The following is a 20,237-nucleotide window of genomic DNA, read 5'->3' as shown; positions in this document are numbered from 1 at the left end:
TGTTACGCTGATGCTTACGCCCACACCACGCAATCAAATCACTCAATGTGTACTCAAAAACTCTCTCTCAGCCATTGGCCGACACGTTGAATTCGCCCGCCCGTACCAGTCATAAGACCGGAGGAAGCCGCTTTCACCGACCGCTCTTCAATACCTGCCACCTGTGGGTAGATCAGAAGTCCAACAGTCGCGGAGAAAGCCGCACCCTTAGCCGCCTCGGGCAGTCCCGCTACACCCAGCGGGCGCCCGATACGCACATTCCTTGCAAGTATCCGTCTGGCAGCTTCAGGCATGCCCGGCAGCTGGCTTGCACCACCTGTCAGAACCACGCGCTTGCCAACGATATGTCCGAGGCCCGACTGATTCAGCCTGTCGCGAACCAGTTCCAGCGTTTCTTCCACTCGTGCACGGATGATTCGCGTCAAAACAGAACGCGGATATTGATTTGGTACATCCCGCTCGTCATCGCCAATGGGCGGAACAGAGATAAGATCACGGTCATCAGCCGCACTTGGCAATGCCGAACCATACATAACCTTGAGACGCTCAGCATCTTCCATACGTGTTGAAAAGCCGCGCGCCACATCCATGGTAACGTGCATGCCGCCAATAGCAACAGCATCAGCGTGAATGAACTTGCCTTCAGAAAAGACGGAAATCGTGGTCGTGCCACCGCCCATATCGATGCAGGCGGCACCCATTTCAGCTTCATCACCCACTAAAGCTGCAAGGCCGCTTGCATAAGGCGTCGCAACGATTGCTTCGACCGACAGATGGCAACGATTGATGCAAAGTTCCAGATTGCGCAAAGGCGCAGCATCCGCCGTCAATACATGCATATCAACGCCAAGGCTGTCGCCCAGCATACCGAGCGGATCGCGAATACCACGCTCACCATCAAGTGTATAACCAACCGGCAACGAATGCACCAGATGACGTTCTGCTGCCAATGCCTGCTTGGCGCCAGCGGCCAGAACACGGCGAATATCCGCCTGCTCAACCTCATGACCACCGAGATTGACACTCGCGCTGAAAGTTTCGCTCTTGAGACGGCCCGCAGAAATATTGACGATAAGGCTATCGACCGTCAGACCAGCCATACGTTCGGCAGCATCAACGGCAAGACGGATAGATTGTTCAGCCGCATCAAGATCAATAATAACGCCGGACTTCACGCCGCGCGAACGCTGATGGCCAATACCAAGCACTTCCATACGATGCGTGCGACCCGGCAACAGCACACCGGCTTCATGCGGACGCAAACGCGCAATGACGCAGGAAACCTTGCTCGAACCAACGTCCAGAACCGTTAGAAGGCGCACCTTGCGCCCTGCACTTCCAGTTTGGGATGAACTTTTTCCGCCCAGAATACTCATACGCGTTTCCCCGTGCGGGCTAACTCTTTTTTACGATCGGCCAGAAATTTTTGGCGCTGCTCCATACCGCTTGCCGTCAATTGCACTGTAACGCGATCATCAAGCCGCATATCGACGGATACAATGTCACGCGAAAGAAGATGTTTTTCTCTATCCATCTTTTCGACTTCGGCGAGAGCCTTCATCGGCTCATTTTCCGGCAGCATGATACGGACGCCGTTTTCAAGTAAAATATCCCAACGACGATCAGCGACCCGAATATAGGCGCGAACCTTTCCGGCCAATGCCGGATAAGCCGCAACCTCGTCCACAAAACCCTTAACGCGCTTTTCGGCACCTTCGCCCACAACAAGCGGCAGGGAATTATGACGTCCCCGGCGAAACGGAACAATGACGTCACCGGCAGAATCGATCAACGACAGTTCCTGACCATTCTGCCAGATGGCAAAAGCCTTGCGCTCCTCAAGAGACACCAGCAGCGTGCCAGGATAAACCTTGCGCACTTCCGCGCTTTCAACCCATGGCAATCGAGCAATAGCCTGACGCGCAGCCTCGGCGCTCAGACCAACCAGAGACGTTTCACCATCCAGCTCAAGCTGGCCCAGAATATCAATATCGGAGGTCTCGTTATTACCGACAACCTTTACCTCCTCGATTGCAAAACCAAGCGTGGAAGCCGTTGCCTTGACCATATTCTCGGAATGACCACCAAGAACCATGCCATAGATGCCAGTTGCACCAAGAAATCCAAGCATGCCAATTGTGCCGGCATAGCGCGGAATATTGATATTGCCCTGAAACAAACGGACAGCAAAGCGGAACGGCTTGCGCAGAAAGCGCGGCAGAACAAAGGCTGCACCCGATGCATCACGCATCGCGCCCGAGCGCCTGTATTCATGAGATCTGCCGTTTAACGCAAACAAGACGCGTCCTCCACCATCCAACTCAACAATTCACCAAAAGAGATACCTGCGGCCTTCGCGATATCAGGCACAAGCGATGTAGGAGTCATTCCCGGCTGGGTATTCACTTCCAGCCAGATAACTTCGCCTTCTTCAGAAAAACGATCATCGAAACGGAAGTCTGATCTGCTTACGCCCCGACACCCGATTGCCCGATGCGCCGTAAGGGCCATTGTTTGTATTTTTTGGTAAATATTTGGTAAAATTTTTGCCGGACACACATGAGTTGATGCACCTGGCACATATTTTGAATCAAAATCATAGAACTGATGCCCTACCGGAATGATCTCGCACACATCCATTGCGCGATCACCCACCACAGCACAGGTCAGTTCACGACCGGCAATATATTTTTCAACCAGAACTTCCGCCCCATAATTCCACTCAGCCGAGCTGATTATTTGCGGCGGATGCGCCTGATCTTCCTTAACGATCACAACACCGAAGCTGGACCCCTCACGCACTGGCTTCACCACATAAGGCGGCTCCATCGGATGCTCGGCGCCAATCTCAAAACGGTTTAACAAAAGCGAAGGCGCAACAGCAACACCGGCCGCAGCCGCAACTTTTTTGGCGCGATCCTTATCCATGGCAAGCGCCGAGGCCAGCACACCGGAATGCGTATATGGAATCTGGAGATATTCGAGCACACCCTGAATGGCGCCATCTTCGCCAAACGGCCCATGCAGCGCATTAAACGCCACATCAGGCTTTAATTCAGCCAGAACACTCGCAACATTGCGATCAACATCAACGCTTGTAACGCGATAGCCGCACTCTTCGAGAGCCTTTGCACAGGCAGCTCCAGACGAGAGGCTGACAGGACGTTCCGATGAGAAACCACCCATCAAAACAGCAACATGCTTTCCGGCACCTTGTCCAGCCATGTCAGTCATCCCCTCTGCACATCCCCTGTGCTCGAATCAAAAAACAGAATCAGGGTAGCCCGGCCACACTACGCAGCAAGCACCCAAGTCAGGAAAACCCTGACGAATCAAATCACTGTACGGTTAACCCTAAAGAATCAGAGAGTTGATTCCATGGCAAGCCCCTATCAAAAGGGGAACAACTTACCGAGCGCTCAATAAGCGCAAAAAAGCCCGGAATTTCAGTGGGAAATCCGGGCTTCTTAAAATTAGACTTTTTATATGAATTCTTTCACTTCCTGCCCTTCACGGAACAAGCCAAGCCGCTTAATCTCCCAATGAAGGCGAATGCCTGAATTCTCATAAACTTTAGCGCGAACTGTTTCACCCAGCATTTCAAGATCATATCCGGTTGCTTCCCCGGTATTGATCATGAAATTGCAATGCATCTCGGACATCTGCGCCCCACCGACACGCAAACCACGACAACCTGCCTTGTCGATTTCTTTCCAGGCAGAGGTGCCCTCCGGGTTTTTGAAAGTTGAACCACCGGTTTTTTCACGTACAGGCTGCACCGTTTCACGATGTTTCTGTACTTCATCCATTGCTTTTTGAATTTCTTCCCGGTCTCCCGGCACCCCTTCAAAAAGCACCGATGTGAAAATCAGATCGGGCGAAACTGAGGAATGACGATAGGCATAGCCCATATCGGCATTGGAAAGTATGTGCAGTTCGCCCTTACGATCGAGCGCCCGCACTTCCACAACGCGCTCGCGTGTTTCAACCCCGTTTGCACCCGCATTCATGCGCAAGGCGCCACCAATGCCTCCCGGTATCCCATGATAAAAGTGAAAACCCGCAAGACCAGCCTCAAGGGCTGCTGCCGCCACACGCTTGTCTGGCGATGCCGTCCCTGCCCTCAGCTGCGTCCCAGAAACCCGTTCCACATTGCCGAAACCTTTGGCCGACAATCGCACCACGAAACCCGGAATCCCGCCATCACGAACCAGAAGATTGGAACCAATTCCCACAACCATAAGAGGAATCTCTTCTGGCACAGCTTTCAGAAAAGCGGACAGATCTTCTTCGTCAGCGGGCTGGAACAGAACCTGTGCGGGACCACCGGCGCGAAACCATGTAATCTTGTCCATACCCGCATCCGGCATCATTTTGCCACGCAGACCCGACAATCTGCCGTCGAGCTTCTTGAGAAGCGCTTCGCCGCTTTCCATCACTTTTTACCCTGTTCAGCCAGTTCTTTCGGAAGTGCATAAGCCCATTGGGTAATAGTACCCGCCCCCAGACAGACCACAAAATCACCCGGCTTTGCAATGGATGCAACCAATGGCGCCAAAACTTCCGGCCCACTGGCATAGCGAGCATCACGATGACCTGCTGTCTTGATACGCGAGACAAGCGCTTCCGAATTCACCCCTTCAATCGGGTCTTCGCCCGCCGTATAAACAGGCGCAACAATGACCGTATCAGCATCATTAAAACATGCTGAAAACTCATCAAACAGGCTGTGCAAACGTGTATAGCGATGCGGCTGAACAATACCGATGACTCGCCCCCTGGTTGCTTCACGCGCAGCTTGCAGCACTGCGCGAATTTCAACAGGATGATGTCCATAATCATCGAAAATCTCTACACCATTCCACGAACCCGTATGCGTAAAGCGGCGCTTCACGCCCCCGAATGCACCAAGTCCACGGCGGATACCATCCGCTGAAATGCCCAGTTCATGCGCAACAGCAATAGCGGCCGTTGCATTGGACACATTGTGCAAGCCCGGCATCGGCAGGCGCAGATCCTTGATTTCGGTTGTTTCACCTTTGCGCGAACGAATCAGCACATCAAAAACACTGACAGCGCCTTCCATGCGATGGTTTACAAAACGCACATCCGCCTGCGGATTCTGACCATAGGTCACAATACGACGATCTTCGATACGGCTGACCAGAGCCTGCACTTCCGGGTGATCAAGACACATCACACCAAGACCATAAAACGGAACATTTTCGACAAATTGCGCAAAAGCCGCACGCACATTGTCAAAATTGCCATAATGATCGAGATGCTCCGGGTCGATATTGGTTACAACCGCAATATCGGCTGGCAGTTTCAGAAATGTGCCATCGCTTTCATCCGCTTCAACGACCATCCAGTCACCCTCACCCATACGGGCATTGGTGCCATAGGCATTGATAATACCACCATTGATCACAGTCGGATCAAGATGCCCGGCATCAAGCAATGCCGCAACCATTGATGTCGTCGTGGTCTTGCCATGGGTGCCGCCAATGGCAACTGCATGACGAAAGCGCATAAGCTCCGCCAGCATTTCAGCACGGCGCACAATCGGCAAAAGCTTTTCACGCGCTGCCACCAGTTCCGGGTTGGTTTTCCTGATGGCAGTCGAGACAACAATCACTTCGGCATCGCCAAGGTTTTCAGCCTTGTGACCAACAAAGACCTCAATGCCTTTCTCACGCAGACGCTGCACATTGGCGCTGTCAGACTGATCCGACCCTTGAACCTTATAACCAAGATTGTGCAGCACTTCCGCTATGCCGCTCATGCCAATGCCACCAATCCCGATAAAATGGACAAGCCCGATATTGAGCGGCATTTTCATGGCCGATTTCCTTCTTTGAATTCCTGAACTGATTTACCCGCTGCAATAGCCTCTGCCAGATCGGCAAGCAACCGTGCAGCATCAGGCTTACCAACGCTTTTTGCAGCTTTCGCTTGCTGTTCGAGCCGTTCCGGTTCCCTGATTGCGGCACTGATGATCTCGGCCAGCCGCTGAGGGGTAAGCTCTGCCTGTCGCACAACTTCGCAACCACCAGCGCTCGCAAGAGCTTCTGCATTTGCCGCCTGATCATGATCCAGCGCATGGGGAAAAGGCACCAGCATTGCCGGGCGGCCAATGGCTGCAATTTCCGAAACGGTCGAAGCCCCCGAACGCGAAATAACAAAATGTGCATCGGCAATGCGTGCTGGCATATCGTTAAAGAACGGCGCAACATCTGCCAGAATGCGAAGCTTCTGATAGGCTGCACGAACAGCCGCTTCATCTTCTTTGCGCGCTTGCTGGGTAATCAACAGTCTTGCACGTTCACTTTCGGGCAAAAGCGCAATCGCTTCAGGGATTGCATTTGAAAAAAACTGTGCACCCTGACTGCCACCAAAGACCAGAAGCCGGAAACGCTGACCTTCTTTGGCTGGCTTGTAAGCTGTATTGGCGGCGGCAAGCACTGGCGGGCGAACCGGGTTGCCGGTCGCAACAATCTTGTCAGCAAAAGTGCCGCCCGTTTCCGGCAGAAAGCCACCGGCAATAGCTTTAACACGTGAAGCCAATCCCTTATTGGCACGCCCCATGACCGCATTCTGCTCGTGCACCATCGTCGGAATACCCATATTGCTGGCAGCATAAAGCGGCGGCAATGTTGGATAACCGCCAAAGCCAGCAACAAGCTTCGGCTTCAGCCTGCGAAACAGTTTACGGCTGTCGAGATTGCCCTGCCACAACGACCACAGCGTACGCGCCAATGCAATCGGATTGCGCCCGGCAATGGTCGCAGAACGGATCACATGCACATGGTCTTGCGCAAAAGCCCCGGCAAAGCGCTGTGCACGCGCATCCGTTGCCAGATGCACATCCCAATCACGCGACTTCAATTCATGCGCCAGCGCTTCGGCTGGAAACAGGTGACCACCAGTCCCCCCGGCAGCCAGTATGATTACGCCTTTGCCCATATTTCCCTCACCGCTGCATAATTAAATCGTTAGAGCGACCTTTGTGCACCCTGATGGGCGCATGGCGCTCTATACCGGAATGCGCCTGTTCATATCAGCGCCCATATTGAGCGTATGTGTCATGCGCGCTTCCGGGCGACGGCGTGTCAAAGCCAGCAAAATCCCCATCGTGATCGCAATCGCAACAAGCGATGAACCACCATAGGAGATAAATGGCAGCGTCATACCCTTTGCAGGCATCAGATGCAGATTGACAGCCATGTTAATAATTGACTGGAAACCAAACAGGATCACAATGCCCGACACGGCCAGACGTGTAAAAGCATCGCGCTCACGAAGAGCTATGGACAGCCCACGAATGACGATGAATGCAAAAAGCATCATGATAATGATGCAAAGAATGATGCCATATTCTTCTGCCGCTACCGAAAAAATAAAGTCGGTATGGCTATCTGGAATGATGCGTTTGACCGTACCTTCGCCCGGTCCCTGACCAAACCAGCCGCCGCGTAAAATGGCTTCGCGCCCCGCATCCACCTGAAATGTGTCACCTTCGCCGGTCATAAAGCGGTTCACACGGCCCGCAACGTGATCAAGCGTCATATAAGCGCCGAACGCTCCGACAATCGCAATGCCGCCAAGCACCAGAATCCAGAACATCGGTAGCCCAGCGAGAAAGAACATCGCCCCCCAGGTACCGGTAGTCAGCATGGTCTGACCAAAGTCCGGTTGCAGCATCAACAACCCCGCAGTGACGCAAAACAGCACCATGGCCAGAAAATAACCCGGCATATTGCCACCGCGTTCACGCTCGGAGAAAAGCCATGCACAGATTACAACAAAAGCCGGTTTCATAAACTCGGACGGCTGTATGGAAACGCCTGCAAAACTGACCCAGCGACGCGCACCCTTGATCTCGATACCGACAAACAAAGCCGCAGCCATCAGGAAAAGCGATGCACAAAGCAACAGCAATGCAAAACGTCTGATCTGACGCGGTGAAAGAAACGACACGCCGATCATGACCCCAACAGCCGGAATCATGAACAGGGTTTGGCGTTCGACGAAGTGAAAACTATCAAGACCAATACGCTGCGCGACCGCAGGACTTGCTGCAAAGGATAGCAGCACACCCAGTCCCATCAAGGCCAGACATGCAGCCAGAAAGTAACGGTCGATTGTCCACCACCAATTGGCGACAGCACCACGGTCAACGCGACTTACCATCAGCTTTTCCCTCCGATTGGCTCAATACCCGGGAGTGCGAGAACGGCGCTGCGAAATGCATCACCGCGTTTTTCAAAATTCTGAAACTGGTCAAAGCTCGCGCAGGCAGGCGAAAGCAGAACAACCGGCTCGCTTGAAGCGTCATTGCCTGCATCGCGTGCAGCATGGTCAACAGCAGCAAGAAGCGTGTCGGAAATTTCAAACGGCACCGCATCACCAAGCGTGGCGGCAAATTGCGCCGCAGCTTCGCCTATCAGATAGGCTTTGGTAATACGCGGAAAAAACTCCGACAAGGCGCTGATGCCACCAGCCTTTGGCACACCACCGGCAATCCAGTAAATATGATTGGCAAAAGACGATAAAGCAGGTGCTGTTGCTTCGGCATTGGTGGCCTTGGAATCATTCACGAACAGAACCTTGCCACGATGTCCAACCTGTTCCATGCGATGCGCAAGACCGGGGAAACTTTTGAGGCCTGCACGAATTTCTTCGATCGAAAGACCAACGCCAAGACATGCAGTGATCGCAGCCAAAGCATTTTGTGCATTATGTGCGCCGCGCAAAGACCCGATAGCTTCAAGCGAAGCAAGCGCTTCGATCTTGCCATCTTCAGCGCTATAAAGCTGTGCACCTTCCGCAAAAGCACCATTTTCAAGGCGCTTATCCTTGGAAATACGGACGGTTTTTACGCCTTTGCTATCAAGACGGTACGCAATGCTTGCGCAATATCCATCATCCACACCAATGATTGCCAGATCGCTTTTCGCAACCAGCCTTTCTTTAATGGCGGCATAATTTTCCATCGAACCATGACGGTCAAGATGATCCGGCGTCAGATTAAGCAAAATACCGGCACTTGGATTAAGCGAAGGTGCCAGATCAATTTGGTAGGAAGAGCACTCAACCACATAAAAACGGTTTTTCGCTGGCGCATCCAGTGTCAGGATCGCCGTGCCTATATTGCCGCCAAGCTGCATATCACGGCCTGACGCTTTGATGATATGCGCAATCAGCGCGGTCGTTGTCGATTTACCATTGGTGCCGGTGATAGCGATAAACGGGCAATCCGGCGCAATATGATTGCGCTCACGCACGAAAAGCTCAACATCACCAATAATTTCAACCCCGGCACTTCGTGCCATATCCACCGTCCAATGCGGCTTTGGATGCGTCAACGGCACGCCGGGCGAAAGCACAAAGGCAGCAAACTGTGACCAGTCCGCCTGCCTCAAATCACCTGTTGCAATGCCTGCGCTCTGGGCGCGAACCACACTGTCGGGATTATCATCCCAGGCAATGATCTTGGCACCTCCGGCCACAATAGCCTTGGCGGTTGCAATACCCGACCCGCCCAGTCCGAACAGGGCGACAGTCTTGTCTTTAAGAGCGGTGATCGGGATCATGCGTTTGCCTTATCTCAGCTTGAGTGTGGAAAGACCGATCATGGCGAGAATGATCGCCACGATCCAGAAACGGATCACGACCTGACTTTCCGTCCAGCCTTTCTTTTCAAAATGGTGATGAATGGGCGCCATCAGAAACACGCGCTTGCCGGTCAGTTTGAACGAGCCAACCTGAATAATGACCGAAAGCGCTTCAACGACAAACAGGCCGCCGATGATTGCAAGCACAATCTCGTGCTTGGTAGCAACAGCCACAGTGCCAAGCATACCGCCAAGTGCGAGCGAACCCGTATCTCCCATGAAGATCGCAGCAGGCGGCGCATTGAACCAAAGGAACCCAAGCCCCGCGCCGATCACAGCGCCCAGAACCACAGCCAGTTCACCCGTGCCCGGAACAAAGTGAATTTGCAGATAATCAGCAAAAATCGCGTTACCCGAAAGATAGGCAATAAAGCCGAACGAAGCAGCCGCAACCATCACAGGTACGATTGCAAGACCATCAAGACCATCGGTCAGGTTCACCGCATTGCCTGCACCAACCATAACGAAAGCAGCAAGCGGAATGAAAAACCAGCCGAGATTAAGCACGAACTGTTTTACAAACGGAAAGGTCAGCGAAGATGAAAAAGGTTCCTGCCCCGCACGCATGATGATGAAAGCAGCAACGGCTGCAATGAAGAATTCGATCGCCAGCCGCGACTTGCCGGAGAAGCCCTTGTCCGACTGCTTTGTCACTTTCAGATAATCATCATAAAAGCCGATCGCACCAAAGCCGACCGTGACCATCAACACAACCCAGACATAAACGCTGGAAAGATTGGCCCACAAAAGACATGACACGAGAATGCCGGTCATGATCATAAGGCCGCCCATGGTTGGCGTACCGGCTTTCTTGAAATGGGTCTGTGGCCCATCAGCACGAATTGGCTGACCTTTACCTTGCCGCGCACGCAACGAATTGATGATCGCAGGACCAAACAGAAAAACGATCAGTGCCGAAGTAATCATCGCACCGCCAGTACGAAACGTGATGTAGCGAAACACGTTGAACGGTGTCACATGATCGGCAAAAACTGCAAGAAGCATCAACATACGGAGAAAAATCCCTCAAACACGCCTATTCGGCAGGCACCACCGGCGGAAACTTGTCAGTCAGCGCCTTGACGATCCTGGAAAAACCGATCCCTTTGGACGATTTCACCATGACGACATCACCGGGGCGGACTGCTTTCATCACCAATGGCAATAATTCATCGGTGCTCTGCCTGTATTCGACATGAATTTCAACCGGCAAGGCATTTTTGAGCACCGACATTTCACGGCCACCGATAAAAACTACATTCACTTCGGCATCGACAATAGGACGCGCAAGATCAGCATGAAGCTTGCCGGACTGACGTCCAAGCTCCAGCATATCACCAAGAACGGCAATGCGGCGACCGCGTGAGCCTTCTGGCGGGGTTGCCTGCAACAGCGAAAGCGAGGCCCGCACCGAAGTCGGATTGGCATTGTAGCTTTCATCAATCAGCGTAAACGAGCCACCATCCGGGTGTTGCAATACATGCCGTGCGCCGCGTCCACCTTCTGCACTCAGCGTCGCCATCGCAATGGCAACCTTGGCCATGTCAGCACCAACCAGATGGGCAGCACCCAGAACCGCAAGCATATTCTGCACGATATGGCGTCCGGGCATGCCGACTTTTACGACCGCTTCTTCATTACCGATTTTAACAGTCATGCATGAACAGGTCGGATGCATTTTGACTTCACGCAAGCGATAATTGGACTGCGCATTCTCACCAAAGGTAAAAACATGCTCAATACCGGCTTTTTCAGCCAGTTCTTCAAGCTGCCTGAAACGTTTGTCATCACGATTAAGCAGCGCATAACCACCCGGAACCACACCTTCAAAAATCTCGGATTTTGCCATTGCAATCTCTTCAAGATTGGCAAAATGACCAAGATGGGCAGGCGCAATCAGCGTAATCAGCGCCACATGCGGACGCACCATTTTCACCAGCGGGCGAATTTCGTCATGATGGTTCATGCCGATTTCAAATATACCATAATCGGTATCGGCAGGCATGCGGGCAAGCGTCAGCGGCACACCCCAGTGATTGTTAAACGAAGCAACCGAAGCATGAACTTTGCCTGAATCGGCCAATACATGACGCAGCGCTTCCTTGGTTGTTGTTTTACCGACAGAGCCTGTGACAGCAATGATCTGCGCTCTGGAACGCTCACGCGATGCAAGCCCGAGCCTGGTGAGCGCTTCAAGCACATCCTCGACAACGATCATCGGCACTTTAAGATTGCCGAATGCCGGAAGACGCGATTCATTCACAACCAGCAAACCCGCACCCGCCGCCATGGCAGCCGTTGCAAAATCATGACCGTCAAACATGTCGCCTTTGATCGCAAAGAAGGCTTCACCTTCTTTGAGTGTACGGCTATCGATGGAAATTCCGGTTATTCCCTCAGGCAGCGTACCGAAAGGCCGGCCTTCCATGGCCTCCACCATATCGGCAGATGTCCAGAGCCAGTCACTCATTCTTTGTGCTCCTCAAGCCTTATGTTCTTCAAGACTTTTTACTATCAAGACGGGCAGCCAATGCTGCCGCAACTTCCGTATGATCAGAAAACGGCAAGGTAATATTGCCAACGATCTGACCTTCTTCATGTCCTTTTCCCGCAACGACCAGAGTGTCGCCCGGCATCATCATGGAAACCGCCGTGAAGATCGCCTCGCGACGATCACCGATTTCCGTGGCGCCCGGTGCCGCAGCCATGATTTCCGAACGGATTTGCGCAGGCACTTCTGAACGTGGATTGTCGTCGGTAACGATCACAACATCTGCAAGACGTGCAGCAATTTCACCCATGATCGGGCGCTTGCCCTTGTCACGATCCCCACCACAGCCAAACACAATAATGACGCGGCCAGTTGTAAATGGACGCACAGAAGTCAACACATTTTCAAGCGCTTCCGGCTTATGAGCATAATCGACATAGGCAGGCGCCCCCTCTTGCGTGGCCCCCACCAGATCAAGGCGGCCCGGTGCGCCTTTAAGACGCTCAAGCGCCCGCATGGCAGCAGCAGCCGGAACTCCTGTGACCATGGCAAGACCCGCCGAAACAAGTGCATTGGCAACCTGAAAATCACCCGCCAGCGGCAGTTCAATTTCAAAAATTTCGTCAGCAACACGAATTTCCACATGTTGACGGAAACGCTCATGCTCAACGCGCTTGATAGTGATGAAATCGCCCTTGCGACCAACGGTCTTTACATCACAACCAGCCGCTTTAGCCGCGTCAATTGCCTGAGGCGAGAACTGATCATCTGCAAAGATGATCGCAGGCGCACCTTTGGGCAGCAGCTTTTCAAACAAACGCATTTTGGCATGCAAATATTCTTCAATCGTCGCATGATAATCCATATGATCGCGACCTAGATTGGTAAAAGCACCCGCAGCAAGCTTCACGCCATCAAGACGGCGCTGGTCAAGACCATGCGAAGAAGCTTCCATTGCAGCATGGGTCACGCCTTCATCAGCAAGTTCTGCAAGAACGCGATGCAACTCAACCGGATCAGGCGTCGTCAGTGAATTATAATCGCTGCGTGTTGGCGAAAAAACACCGGTGGTTCCGATATTGGCCGCAGGAAAACCGGCATAAGCCCAAATCTGGCGGGTAAATGAAGCAACAGAGGTCTTGCCGCTGGTGCCGGTTACAGCAACCATGACTTCAGGCTGCCTGCCATAAAACTGAGCCGCGACCATGGCCAGCGCATGACGTGGATCCTCCACATGAAGAACCGGCACACCAGGATTGTCAAAACGTGCATCTTTGCCTGCAATAATCGCCACTGCACCACGCTTGACAGCATCAATCGCATAAGCAGAGCCATCAGCCTTGACACCTTTGAGCGCAGCAAACAGAAAGCCCGGCTCTACCTTGCGGGAATCCGAGGTAACGCCTGTAACTTCCACGTCTCCTGCCGAGCCAATGGTATAGTCGCTTAAAAGTGTAATTTCTTTCAATTTCATGGTCATACCAATTCCAGATACAGGGACGCAGGCTATTATGGGTTACAGCTCGTTACATGAGTCAGTCATTTACAGAATCAACAGATGCAATCTCCGATTCTGCTGGCGCAAATTCCTGTTTAAAATCGGGCTTAACACCTAAAAAAGTAGCCGAACGACGAATAATTTCTGCAACCATTGGTGCCGCATTAAGACCGGCGGTTGCACTATATTTGCCTTCTTCCGGCTTTGGTTCATCAATAATGGTCAACACGACATAGGTTGGATCATCCATTGGAAAGGCTGCAAGGAAGGCATTAAAGCGCACATCCTTGGAATAACGACCATTCACAACCTTTTCAGCCGTCCCGGTCTTGCCGCCAACGCGATAGCCCTGAACTGTTGCACGCTTGCCAGAACCACCCGGCGCGGTCGCGTTCAGACGATAGAGGTAACGCATATCAGCTGAAACCTGAGGATGGATAACCTGCTGCGCGACCTGATTGGCTTCAGCCTGTGTGCGCACAAGGAAAGTCGGTTCGATCAGCTTACCACCATTCATCAGTGCTGCTGTTCCCACAGCAGTCTGCAATGGCGTTGTCATCATGCCATGACCAAACGAAATGGTCATTGAATGCACCTTCCTCCACACGCGCGGCTCGACAGGACGCGCCACTTCAGGAAGTTCGGTCTGCATCCGGTCCAACAGGCCCATTTTCTTAAGAAACGCGCGATGCCCCTCAATACCAACCACATTGGCTTCATGACCAGAGCCAATATTGGAGGAGAAAATGAACACTTCCGGCAATGTCAGAACACGACCCTTACCATGAAAGTCGCGAATGGTCTGACGACCGATCACCAGAGGTCGCGATGCATCAATTCTGGAATTGAGATTAAATTTGCCAGAATCGAGCGCCATTGCCGTCGTGAAACTCTTGATCGTCGATCCCATCTCATAGGTACCCGCCGACATACGGTTCAAACGATCCTTGTCGAGGGCATTGACCGGATTGTTCGGATCAAAATCCGGCACCGAAGCCATGGCAATGACTTCACCGGTCTTCACATTGAGAACAACCGCCCCCGCAGCAATTGCACGATAACGCTCGACGGCCTTGACCAGAACATCGCGCATGATGTGCTGGACACGAATATCAATCGACAGCTTGACCGGCTCCAGAGATTGCGCTGTTGCCATGCCAGCAGCACGCAGATCGCTTAAGCCCTGACTATCAATATATTTTTCCATGCCGGCAATACCCTGATTGTCGACATTGACGAGGCCCAGAATATGGGAAGCAGTCGGGCCACCCGGGTAAAAGCGGCGTTTTTCTGTACGAAAACCAATGCCCGGAACACCAAGAGCCATAATCTGGCTTTGCTGCCGCGGTGTTAAACCACGCTTGATCCAGACAAAACCCGCACCGCTTTTAAGGCGGCGATAGGTCGTTTCCCAATCCAGATCATGAATGACCGTTGAAAGCATTTCTATGGTTTCATCCGGGTCAACAATCTTGCGTGGCTCGGCAAACAAGGACGCCGTTTTAATGTCTGTTGCCAGAATTTCACCATTGCGATCCAGAATATCGGGACGCGATGCAAGCTGTTGTATGGCGGGGCCGTTCGATTCATCATCGTCGCCACCAATCACACCAAAATAGACCAGTTTACCGCCAATCACCCCATAAATGCCGACGAAACAGACAATTGCCATCCACAAACGATTGCGCGCACGATTACCATGACGCTTGCGCAAACCAACAAAAGCCATATTGCCAGCCAGCTTTTCATTGCCAGCCGGCTCAACACCGTCATTGATATTCTGCTTGTTCTTTTTGGAAAATCCGAGCTTCAGCCGCATGGTCAGTGCCTCGCTCCATTCTTCTTGATACTTCCAGTAGTCGTTGTGTCCGGTTTGAGCATACCGCTTGCAAGCAGATCATCACTGCCTGAAATCAGTTTCTGAATGTCATCAAGCGGACGTTCTGGAATATCTTCCACGCCCATCGCAAGCTGTTCAGCTTCAATGGGTGCAAGCTTCAGCTCATTTGCATAGACTCCTACAAGGCTTTGCAAACGCCCCGGCTGGTTCATCAATGCCCAGTCAGCACGCAGAAGCGTGATCGTATCCTTTTCGGAATCGATCTGACGCTTGAGCTTGGCAATAACTGCAATCTGCCTTTCCGCATCATATTTGATGGTATAGGTGATTGTTGCTGCCATCAGCATCGCCGCTATCATGATGAGTTCAAAAGTACGCAGCACTCGTTCAACTCCGGGCCAGTTCATGCGTTTCAGGTAGCTTTGGCAACCCGAAAAGCGAAAGATCATCTTCAAGAACAGGGTTTTCAGTTCTCACACCCGCACGCAATTTTGCAGAACGGGAACGCGGATTACGCTCTTCTTCTTCAGCGGTCGGACCAACAGCCCCCTTCACCGCAGGCGTAAAGCTCGGCAGCCGGACATGCGTTTCAGGCAGATGCCGCGATCCGGCGCTGCCTCCGGCACGATCCGCGAAATAGCGCTTGACCATGCGGTCTTCAAGCGAGTGGAAAGTCACCACAACCAGTCGGCCACCGGGTTTGAGAATGCGTTCAGCAGCAAGCAATGCCCGCGCCAGCTCACCCAGTTCATCATTCACATAGATACGCAGTGCCTGAAACACCCGCGTTGCAGGATGAATAGGCACTTTCGGATTGCGCCCGACCAGCGCTTCAATGGCATTGGCGAGATCAAGTGTGCGCGTGAAAACCTGTGTTTCGCGTCGCTTTTCAATCATACGCGCAATACGACCCGCATGACGTTCTTCGCCAAGGAAATTAAAAATCCGGGCAAGATCACCCATTTTGAGACGGTTCACAACATCGGCGGCACTCGGCCCCTTACGCGACATGCGCATATCAAGAGGGCCATCTTTCTGGAAAGAAAAGCCGCGCTCGGCCTCATCGATCTGCATCGAAGAAACACCGATATCAAGCACAACGCCATCAACCCTGGCCCCTTCTCCCAACACCTGCTCAACAGCCCAGTCAAGCCTGGAAAACTGGCTTTCAACGAGATCAAGCCTGCCATTAAACTGCTGCACCATCCGCTGTCCCGCAGCAATCGCGGTCGGATCACGATCAATGGCGATCACATTTGCACCCTGCTCAAGAATGCAGCCTGTATAGCCTCCGGCACCAAAAGTACCGTCAACAATTACTTTGCCGCTTTCAGGTTTCAGAGCGTCAATCACTTCGGAGATAAGCACCGGAATGTGACGGAGCTGAGCCCCTTCGGCTTGAGATTGGTCTCCGCCGAGGCTAGCCATCATCCCGATCCTTTCCCGGGATCACGTCCCGCTATCCAGTGTTTTGCGCATAATTCCGTCTAATTTCAGACGGGTGTCGATTTGACGGATTCGTTCAAACAGTTATCGGATATTAAGCTTAATGAACCGTTATAATTTGTAAAAAACACACATGAACATCATCCGCGATTTCTTCTCGCGCGGTCCCAAACAATGGAAAAATGTCAGTCGGTCTATAAGCCGGGTTTTGTATGGCCGGACTTGCGTCCAACGTGGCAGCCATTCATCTGGGACGGATGTTGCCACCCGCCTCTTGCAACCCACCCGGACGGCTGATCCGGAAACTGATTACCGATCCTTGCGAACCGGTACGCCGTCCCTATTCGGTTTTGCTCCCGATGGGGTTTACCGTGCCGCCTGTGTTGCCACCGGCGCGGTGGGCTCTTACCCCACCCTTTCACCCTTACCCCGTCATCCCTGCCGCTTTGACAAGCGGTACGGAAGACGGGGCGGTCTGCTTTCTGTGGCACTGTCCCTGGGGTCGCCCCCGCCGGGCGTTACCCGGCATCGTGTTTCCATGGAGCCCGGACTTTCCTCACCTGCCGTCTTTCGACATATGACAAGCGCGGCTGCCCGACCGACTGACGGCGCGTATATAGCATGATCGAACCGCGTGGGAACCGTGTTTAGAAAAAATCTTCACATACAAAAAAGCCGGCAGCAAAACCGCTACCGGCTTTTCGTCTACATTATCGGCCTGAAACTCAACGCGGCTGACAATGCAAATTCAGGGATTACAACCCGGCCATATAGGATTTAACCGAACTGCAATATTTTGCCGAAGTCGGGTTCATACGCTTGGCGCCATGACCGGCATTATATTTGAGGATTGTACCGCAAGTGCTGCCACCGCCCAGCTTCTGCGCCATGGCGAGATATTTCATACCAAACTGAATATTGGTCGAAGGATCATAAAGCCCCTTTGCCGAACCGGTATAGCCAAGACCGCGAGCCGTCGAGAGCTTGATCTGCATCAAGCCGATTTCACCGGCCGCGCCACGAACATTTGGCTGGAAATTGCTTTCATGGCGCACCACTGCATGGGCCAGCGAAGAAGGAACGCCATAAGTCGCAGCATAACGATTAATGATCTGCGAATAAGCCTTACCGCCAACCTTTGCAGACTTCCGGGTTACAGAGCCTGTCTTAATGCGCTTTGTATTCTTTACTTTTGGTGCTGCACGCCTGGTGCTGACCGAGGGCTTTTTGGCAGCCTGTTTTTTTTCTGACTGCGCAGAGCGCGAAACCTTTTGTGCCTTGCCGGTTTCAGCAGCCTTGTCCTGAGCCCGCATCTTGAGCAGCGCTACGAGATTGGTTGGCTCATTCACCGGAGCACTCATTGCGGGATTGAGGCCAAAAGAACTCATGGCGCCAATAAGGGCGCATGCAACAACAAATTTTATTTTCATAACCTACCGTCTTGGATCTTTTTATGGGGATTTGCTGGTCTTGGGGCAGCAAAGCCGTTTAATTTTTGATCCCGCTCAACAAGCACTTCACACGCTCATCACTGCCGGGAATGGCTGCTCATTTGATGGGCAAATGCAGCCGAAGATTGGTTAAAAAAGTAAAATAATCTTACAGGTTGTAATAAGAGCTGTTACACTTCGTGAGGTGAGTTAAATTGAAAAACACAATTGTTGAAAAATGGAACAGCTCTAATTTAATGAAATTATTACAGAAATATGAAACCCCAAGCGCTCGCGCCAGGACATGGAAACTGATGCTCACGCGGTAACATTTTGCAATGAAAAAATAAGCCTGTAGAGGGTATCTATAGTAGATACATCCGCTACGCCATCCACATTTTGTGTCCGAAAATGCCGCTGGAATGCCTTAATCACCGTTTCAGTGGCCTCATCATAGATGCCATTGATCTCGATTTTATAGCCATAAAGCGCGAGCATGGATTGCAAAGCCTCAACCGGCTGCCCCTGCTCACCACGTGCGAGAAAGCGCCCGCCCCGGACAGGTGTGGGCTCGATATAATGACCGATGCCTGCATCATACAGCCGTTTCCAGGGGAAATTCTGGCCCGGATCTGTTTTTCGCTCTGGCGCAATATCGGAATGCGCAAGCACATTTTCCGGCCTGATAGCATAGCGCTCGCATATGCTGCGGCACAGCACGATAAGAGCTTCAATCTGCGCATCGGCAAAAGGCGGATAATTTTCAAGATTGCCCGGATTGACAATTTCAATGCCGATTGATGCCGAATTGATATCGGTTTCACCCTTCCAGAAACTTTTGCCTGCATGCCACGCCCGCGCCTTTTCAGACACCATCTGCACAACCCGGCCATCTTCATGCACCAGATAATGGGCCGAAACTTCCATCTCTTTCGACTTGAGAATATCAAGCGCCTCCTGCGCCGTGGCAAGGCCTGTATAATGTAAGACAAGATAGATCGGCGTCTTGCCATCCTTGCGCACACCGAAATTCGGCGATGCATCGATTATGGCCGCCGGATAGTCAGGCTTGTCCAAAACAAGTGCAGTCAGGCGTTCTTCTTCTGATAAATCGGCGCTGTTCATGCGGCTTCCAACTGTTTTTCTACGCTTGCCCAGGCTGCATTGATAGCGGCAAGACGTGTATTTGCAATCTTGATGAATTCAAGCGGAAGTCCCTCCGCCACCAGCCGGTCAGGGTGGTGCTCTTTCACCAAGGAACGATAGCGTTTACGCGCATCTTCAAACGAAACGCCCCGTACCAACCCAAGAACCGCATAGGGATCGCCTTCTCCGCGATTGACATGGCGCATGGCGATGCGCTCGAAGCCTTCTTCATCAAAACCGAAAATCTGGGCAACGCTTGAAAGAAACGCCATTTCCTTGTCATGCACGTAACCATCAGCGGTTGCGATATGAAAAAGACCATCGAGAATATCTTCAAGCAAATGGCAATTATCATCGCCCTCACGACAAAGGCCGGCAAGTTGCCGTGCATAGCTTTCAAAACCTGCGACATCCTGCTGCGCGAGATTATAAAGACGAACCACGTGAGCATGTTCTTCCGGCGGCACTGAAAAAATGCTTTGAAAGGCACGAAATTCATCCTGCGTCACCACACCATCGGCTTTTGCCATTTTTGCCGAAAGTGCAATCATTGCAATGGAAAAGGCAACCCGCCTTCTTGTATCCGCATCGCCTTCAAAAACAGTTCGCACGGCTTCAATAACGCTTGAAAAAGCGTTGAGCGTTACAGAGGTGACAAACTCACCGATGCGGACCCAGATTGACATGAATCGTTTCTATCTACTTCCCA

Annotated in this window: 17 protein-coding genes and 1 other RNA gene; all 18 read right to left on the bottom strand. The window is 52.3% G+C overall.

What is annotated here, in order from left to right:
* Positions 1–53: 53 nt before the first annotated feature.
* Complete coding sequence (gene ftsA / locus FHY56_RS03835; RefSeq protein ID WP_140903845.1) at positions 54–1,376, bottom strand: cell division protein FtsA; 1,323 nt, start codon at positions 1,374–1,376, stop codon at positions 54–56.
* Entirely contained in the window at positions 1,373–2,299 is a 927-nt protein-coding gene (locus FHY56_RS03830) for a cell division protein FtsQ/DivIB (RefSeq protein WP_140903844.1), read from the bottom strand. Before FHY56_RS03830 ends, ftsA begins: the two co-directional genes overlap by 4 nt.
* Complete coding sequence (locus FHY56_RS03825; RefSeq protein WP_140903843.1) at positions 2,287–3,225, bottom strand: D-alanine--D-alanine ligase; 939 nt, start codon at positions 3,223–3,225, stop codon at positions 2,287–2,289. The genes FHY56_RS03830 and FHY56_RS03825 overlap by 13 nt, the downstream gene beginning before the upstream one ends.
* Before the next feature lie 257 nt (positions 3,226–3,482).
* Positions 3,483–4,436, bottom strand: a complete 954-nt coding sequence (gene murB / locus FHY56_RS03820) for a UDP-N-acetylmuramate dehydrogenase (RefSeq protein ID WP_140903842.1) — start codon at positions 4,434–4,436, stop codon at positions 3,483–3,485.
* Positions 4,436–5,842, bottom strand: a complete 1,407-nt coding sequence (murC, locus tag FHY56_RS03815; protein ID WP_140903841.1) for a UDP-N-acetylmuramate--L-alanine ligase — start codon at positions 5,840–5,842, stop codon at positions 4,436–4,438. Before murC ends, murB begins: the two co-directional genes overlap by 1 nt.
* Positions 5,839–6,966, bottom strand: coding sequence for an undecaprenyldiphospho-muramoylpentapeptide beta-N-acetylglucosaminyltransferase (gene murG / locus FHY56_RS03810; RefSeq protein WP_140903840.1), 1,128 nt, complete (start codon positions 6,964–6,966; stop codon positions 5,839–5,841). Before murG ends, murC begins: the two co-directional genes overlap by 4 nt.
* Before the next feature lie 69 nt (positions 6,967–7,035).
* Complete coding sequence (gene ftsW / locus FHY56_RS03805; RefSeq protein WP_140903839.1) at positions 7,036–8,193, bottom strand: putative lipid II flippase FtsW; 1,158 nt, start codon at positions 8,191–8,193, stop codon at positions 7,036–7,038.
* Positions 8,193–9,596: a UDP-N-acetylmuramoyl-L-alanine--D-glutamate ligase gene (gene murD, locus FHY56_RS03800; RefSeq protein ID WP_140903838.1), complete on the bottom strand. Its 1,404-nt coding sequence runs from the start codon at positions 9,594–9,596 to the stop codon at positions 8,193–8,195. The genes ftsW and murD overlap by 1 nt, the downstream gene beginning before the upstream one ends.
* A 9-nt stretch (positions 9,597–9,605) precedes the next feature.
* Complete coding sequence (gene mraY, locus FHY56_RS03795; protein WP_140903837.1) at positions 9,606–10,688, bottom strand: phospho-N-acetylmuramoyl-pentapeptide-transferase; 1,083 nt, start codon at positions 10,686–10,688, stop codon at positions 9,606–9,608.
* 25 nt (positions 10,689–10,713) lie between these two features.
* Positions 10,714–12,147, bottom strand: a complete 1,434-nt coding sequence (locus FHY56_RS03790) for a UDP-N-acetylmuramoylalanyl-D-glutamyl-2,6-diaminopimelate--D-alanyl-D-alanine ligase (protein ID WP_140903836.1) — start codon at positions 12,145–12,147, stop codon at positions 10,714–10,716.
* Positions 12,148–12,175: 28 nt separating this feature from the next.
* Positions 12,176–13,648, bottom strand: coding sequence for a UDP-N-acetylmuramoyl-L-alanyl-D-glutamate--2,6-diaminopimelate ligase (locus tag FHY56_RS03785; protein WP_140903835.1), 1,473 nt, complete (start codon positions 13,646–13,648; stop codon positions 12,176–12,178).
* 55 nt (positions 13,649–13,703) lie between these two features.
* Positions 13,704–15,485 carry a peptidoglycan D,D-transpeptidase FtsI family protein gene (locus FHY56_RS03780; RefSeq protein ID WP_140903834.1) on the bottom strand — a complete coding sequence of 594 codons (1,782 nt, stop codon included), beginning with the start codon at positions 15,483–15,485 and terminating at the stop codon, positions 13,704–13,706.
* A gap of 2 nt (positions 15,486–15,487) precedes the next feature.
* Complete coding sequence (gene ftsL / locus FHY56_RS03775; protein WP_140903833.1) at positions 15,488–15,889, bottom strand: cell division protein FtsL; 402 nt, start codon at positions 15,887–15,889, stop codon at positions 15,488–15,490.
* Positions 15,890–15,893: 4 nt separating this feature from the next.
* Positions 15,894–16,937: a 16S rRNA (cytosine(1402)-N(4))-methyltransferase RsmH gene (gene rsmH / locus FHY56_RS03770; RefSeq protein ID WP_193556755.1), complete on the bottom strand. Its 1,044-nt coding sequence runs from the start codon at positions 16,935–16,937 to the stop codon at positions 15,894–15,896.
* A 196-nt stretch (positions 16,938–17,133) separates the two neighbouring features.
* Positions 17,134–17,558: RNase P RNA component class A (gene rnpB / locus FHY56_RS03765), an RNA gene on the bottom strand.
* Between the two features lie 149 nt (positions 17,559–17,707).
* Complete coding sequence (locus tag FHY56_RS03760) at positions 17,708–18,382, bottom strand: lytic transglycosylase domain-containing protein (protein WP_140903832.1); 675 nt, start codon at positions 18,380–18,382, stop codon at positions 17,708–17,710.
* A gap of 318 nt (positions 18,383–18,700) precedes the next feature.
* A complete protein-coding gene (locus tag FHY56_RS03755; protein ID WP_140903831.1) occupies positions 18,701–19,507 on the bottom strand; it encodes an N-acetylmuramoyl-L-alanine amidase in 807 nt (268 codons plus the stop codon).
* The gene (locus tag FHY56_RS03750; RefSeq protein ID WP_140903830.1) at positions 19,504–20,214 is read right to left on the bottom strand and encodes a J domain-containing protein; all 711 of its coding nucleotides are present in this window, start codon (positions 20,212–20,214) and stop codon (positions 19,504–19,506) included. Before FHY56_RS03750 ends, FHY56_RS03755 begins: the two co-directional genes overlap by 4 nt.
* Between the last annotated feature and the right edge of the window lie 23 nt (positions 20,215–20,237).

The sequence above is a fragment of the Brucella gallinifaecis genome, from assembly GCF_006476605.1.
Taxonomy (GTDB): Bacteria; Pseudomonadota; Alphaproteobacteria; order Rhizobiales; family Rhizobiaceae; genus Brucella; species Brucella gallinifaecis.
The sequence above is the reverse complement of the archived record's forward strand: the minus strand, read 5'-3'. Positions and strand labels throughout refer to the sequence as shown.

Coding starts and splice junctions, on each gene's coding strand:
- ftsA (WP_140903845.1), bottom strand. CDS start 1,376: ATGAGTATTCTGGGCGGAAAAAGTTCATCCCAAACTGGAAGTGCAGGG.
- FHY56_RS03825 (WP_140903843.1), bottom strand. CDS start 3,225: ATGGCTGGACAAGGTGCCGGAAAGCATGTTGCTGTTTTGATGGGTGGT.
- murB (WP_140903842.1), bottom strand. CDS start 4,436: ATGGAAAGCGGCGAAGCGCTTCTCAAGAAGCTCGACGGCAGATTGTCG.
- murC (WP_140903841.1), bottom strand. CDS start 5,842: ATGAAAATGCCGCTCAATATCGGGCTTGTCCATTTTATCGGGATTGGT.
- murG (WP_140903840.1), bottom strand. CDS start 6,966: ATGGGCAAAGGCGTAATCATACTGGCTGCCGGGGGGACTGGTGGTCAC.
- ftsW (WP_140903839.1), bottom strand. CDS start 8,193: ATGGTAAGTCGCGTTGACCGTGGTGCTGTCGCCAATTGGTGGTGGACA.
- murD (WP_140903838.1), bottom strand. CDS start 9,596: ATGATCCCGATCACCGCTCTTAAAGACAAGACTGTCGCCCTGTTCGGA.
- mraY (WP_140903837.1), bottom strand. CDS start 10,688: ATGTTGATGCTTCTTGCAGTTTTTGCCGATCATGTGACACCGTTCAAC.
- FHY56_RS03790 (WP_140903836.1), bottom strand. CDS start 12,147: ATGAGTGACTGGCTCTGGACATCTGCCGATATGGTGGAGGCCATGGAA.
- FHY56_RS03785 (WP_140903835.1), bottom strand. CDS start 13,648: ATGACCATGAAATTGAAAGAAATTACACTTTTAAGCGACTATACCATT.
- FHY56_RS03780 (WP_140903834.1), bottom strand. CDS start 15,485: ATGCGGCTGAAGCTCGGATTTTCCAAAAAGAACAAGCAGAATATCAAT.
- rsmH (WP_193556755.1), bottom strand. CDS start 16,937: ATGATGGCTAGCCTCGGCGGAGACCAATCTCAAGCCGAAGGGGCTCAG.
- FHY56_RS03760 (WP_140903832.1), bottom strand. CDS start 18,382: ATGAAAATAAAATTTGTTGTTGCATGCGCCCTTATTGGCGCCATGAGT.
- FHY56_RS03755 (WP_140903831.1), bottom strand. CDS start 19,507: ATGAACAGCGCCGATTTATCAGAAGAAGAACGCCTGACTGCACTTGTT.
- FHY56_RS03750 (WP_140903830.1), bottom strand. CDS start 20,214: ATGTCAATCTGGGTCCGCATCGGTGAGTTTGTCACCTCTGTAACGCTC.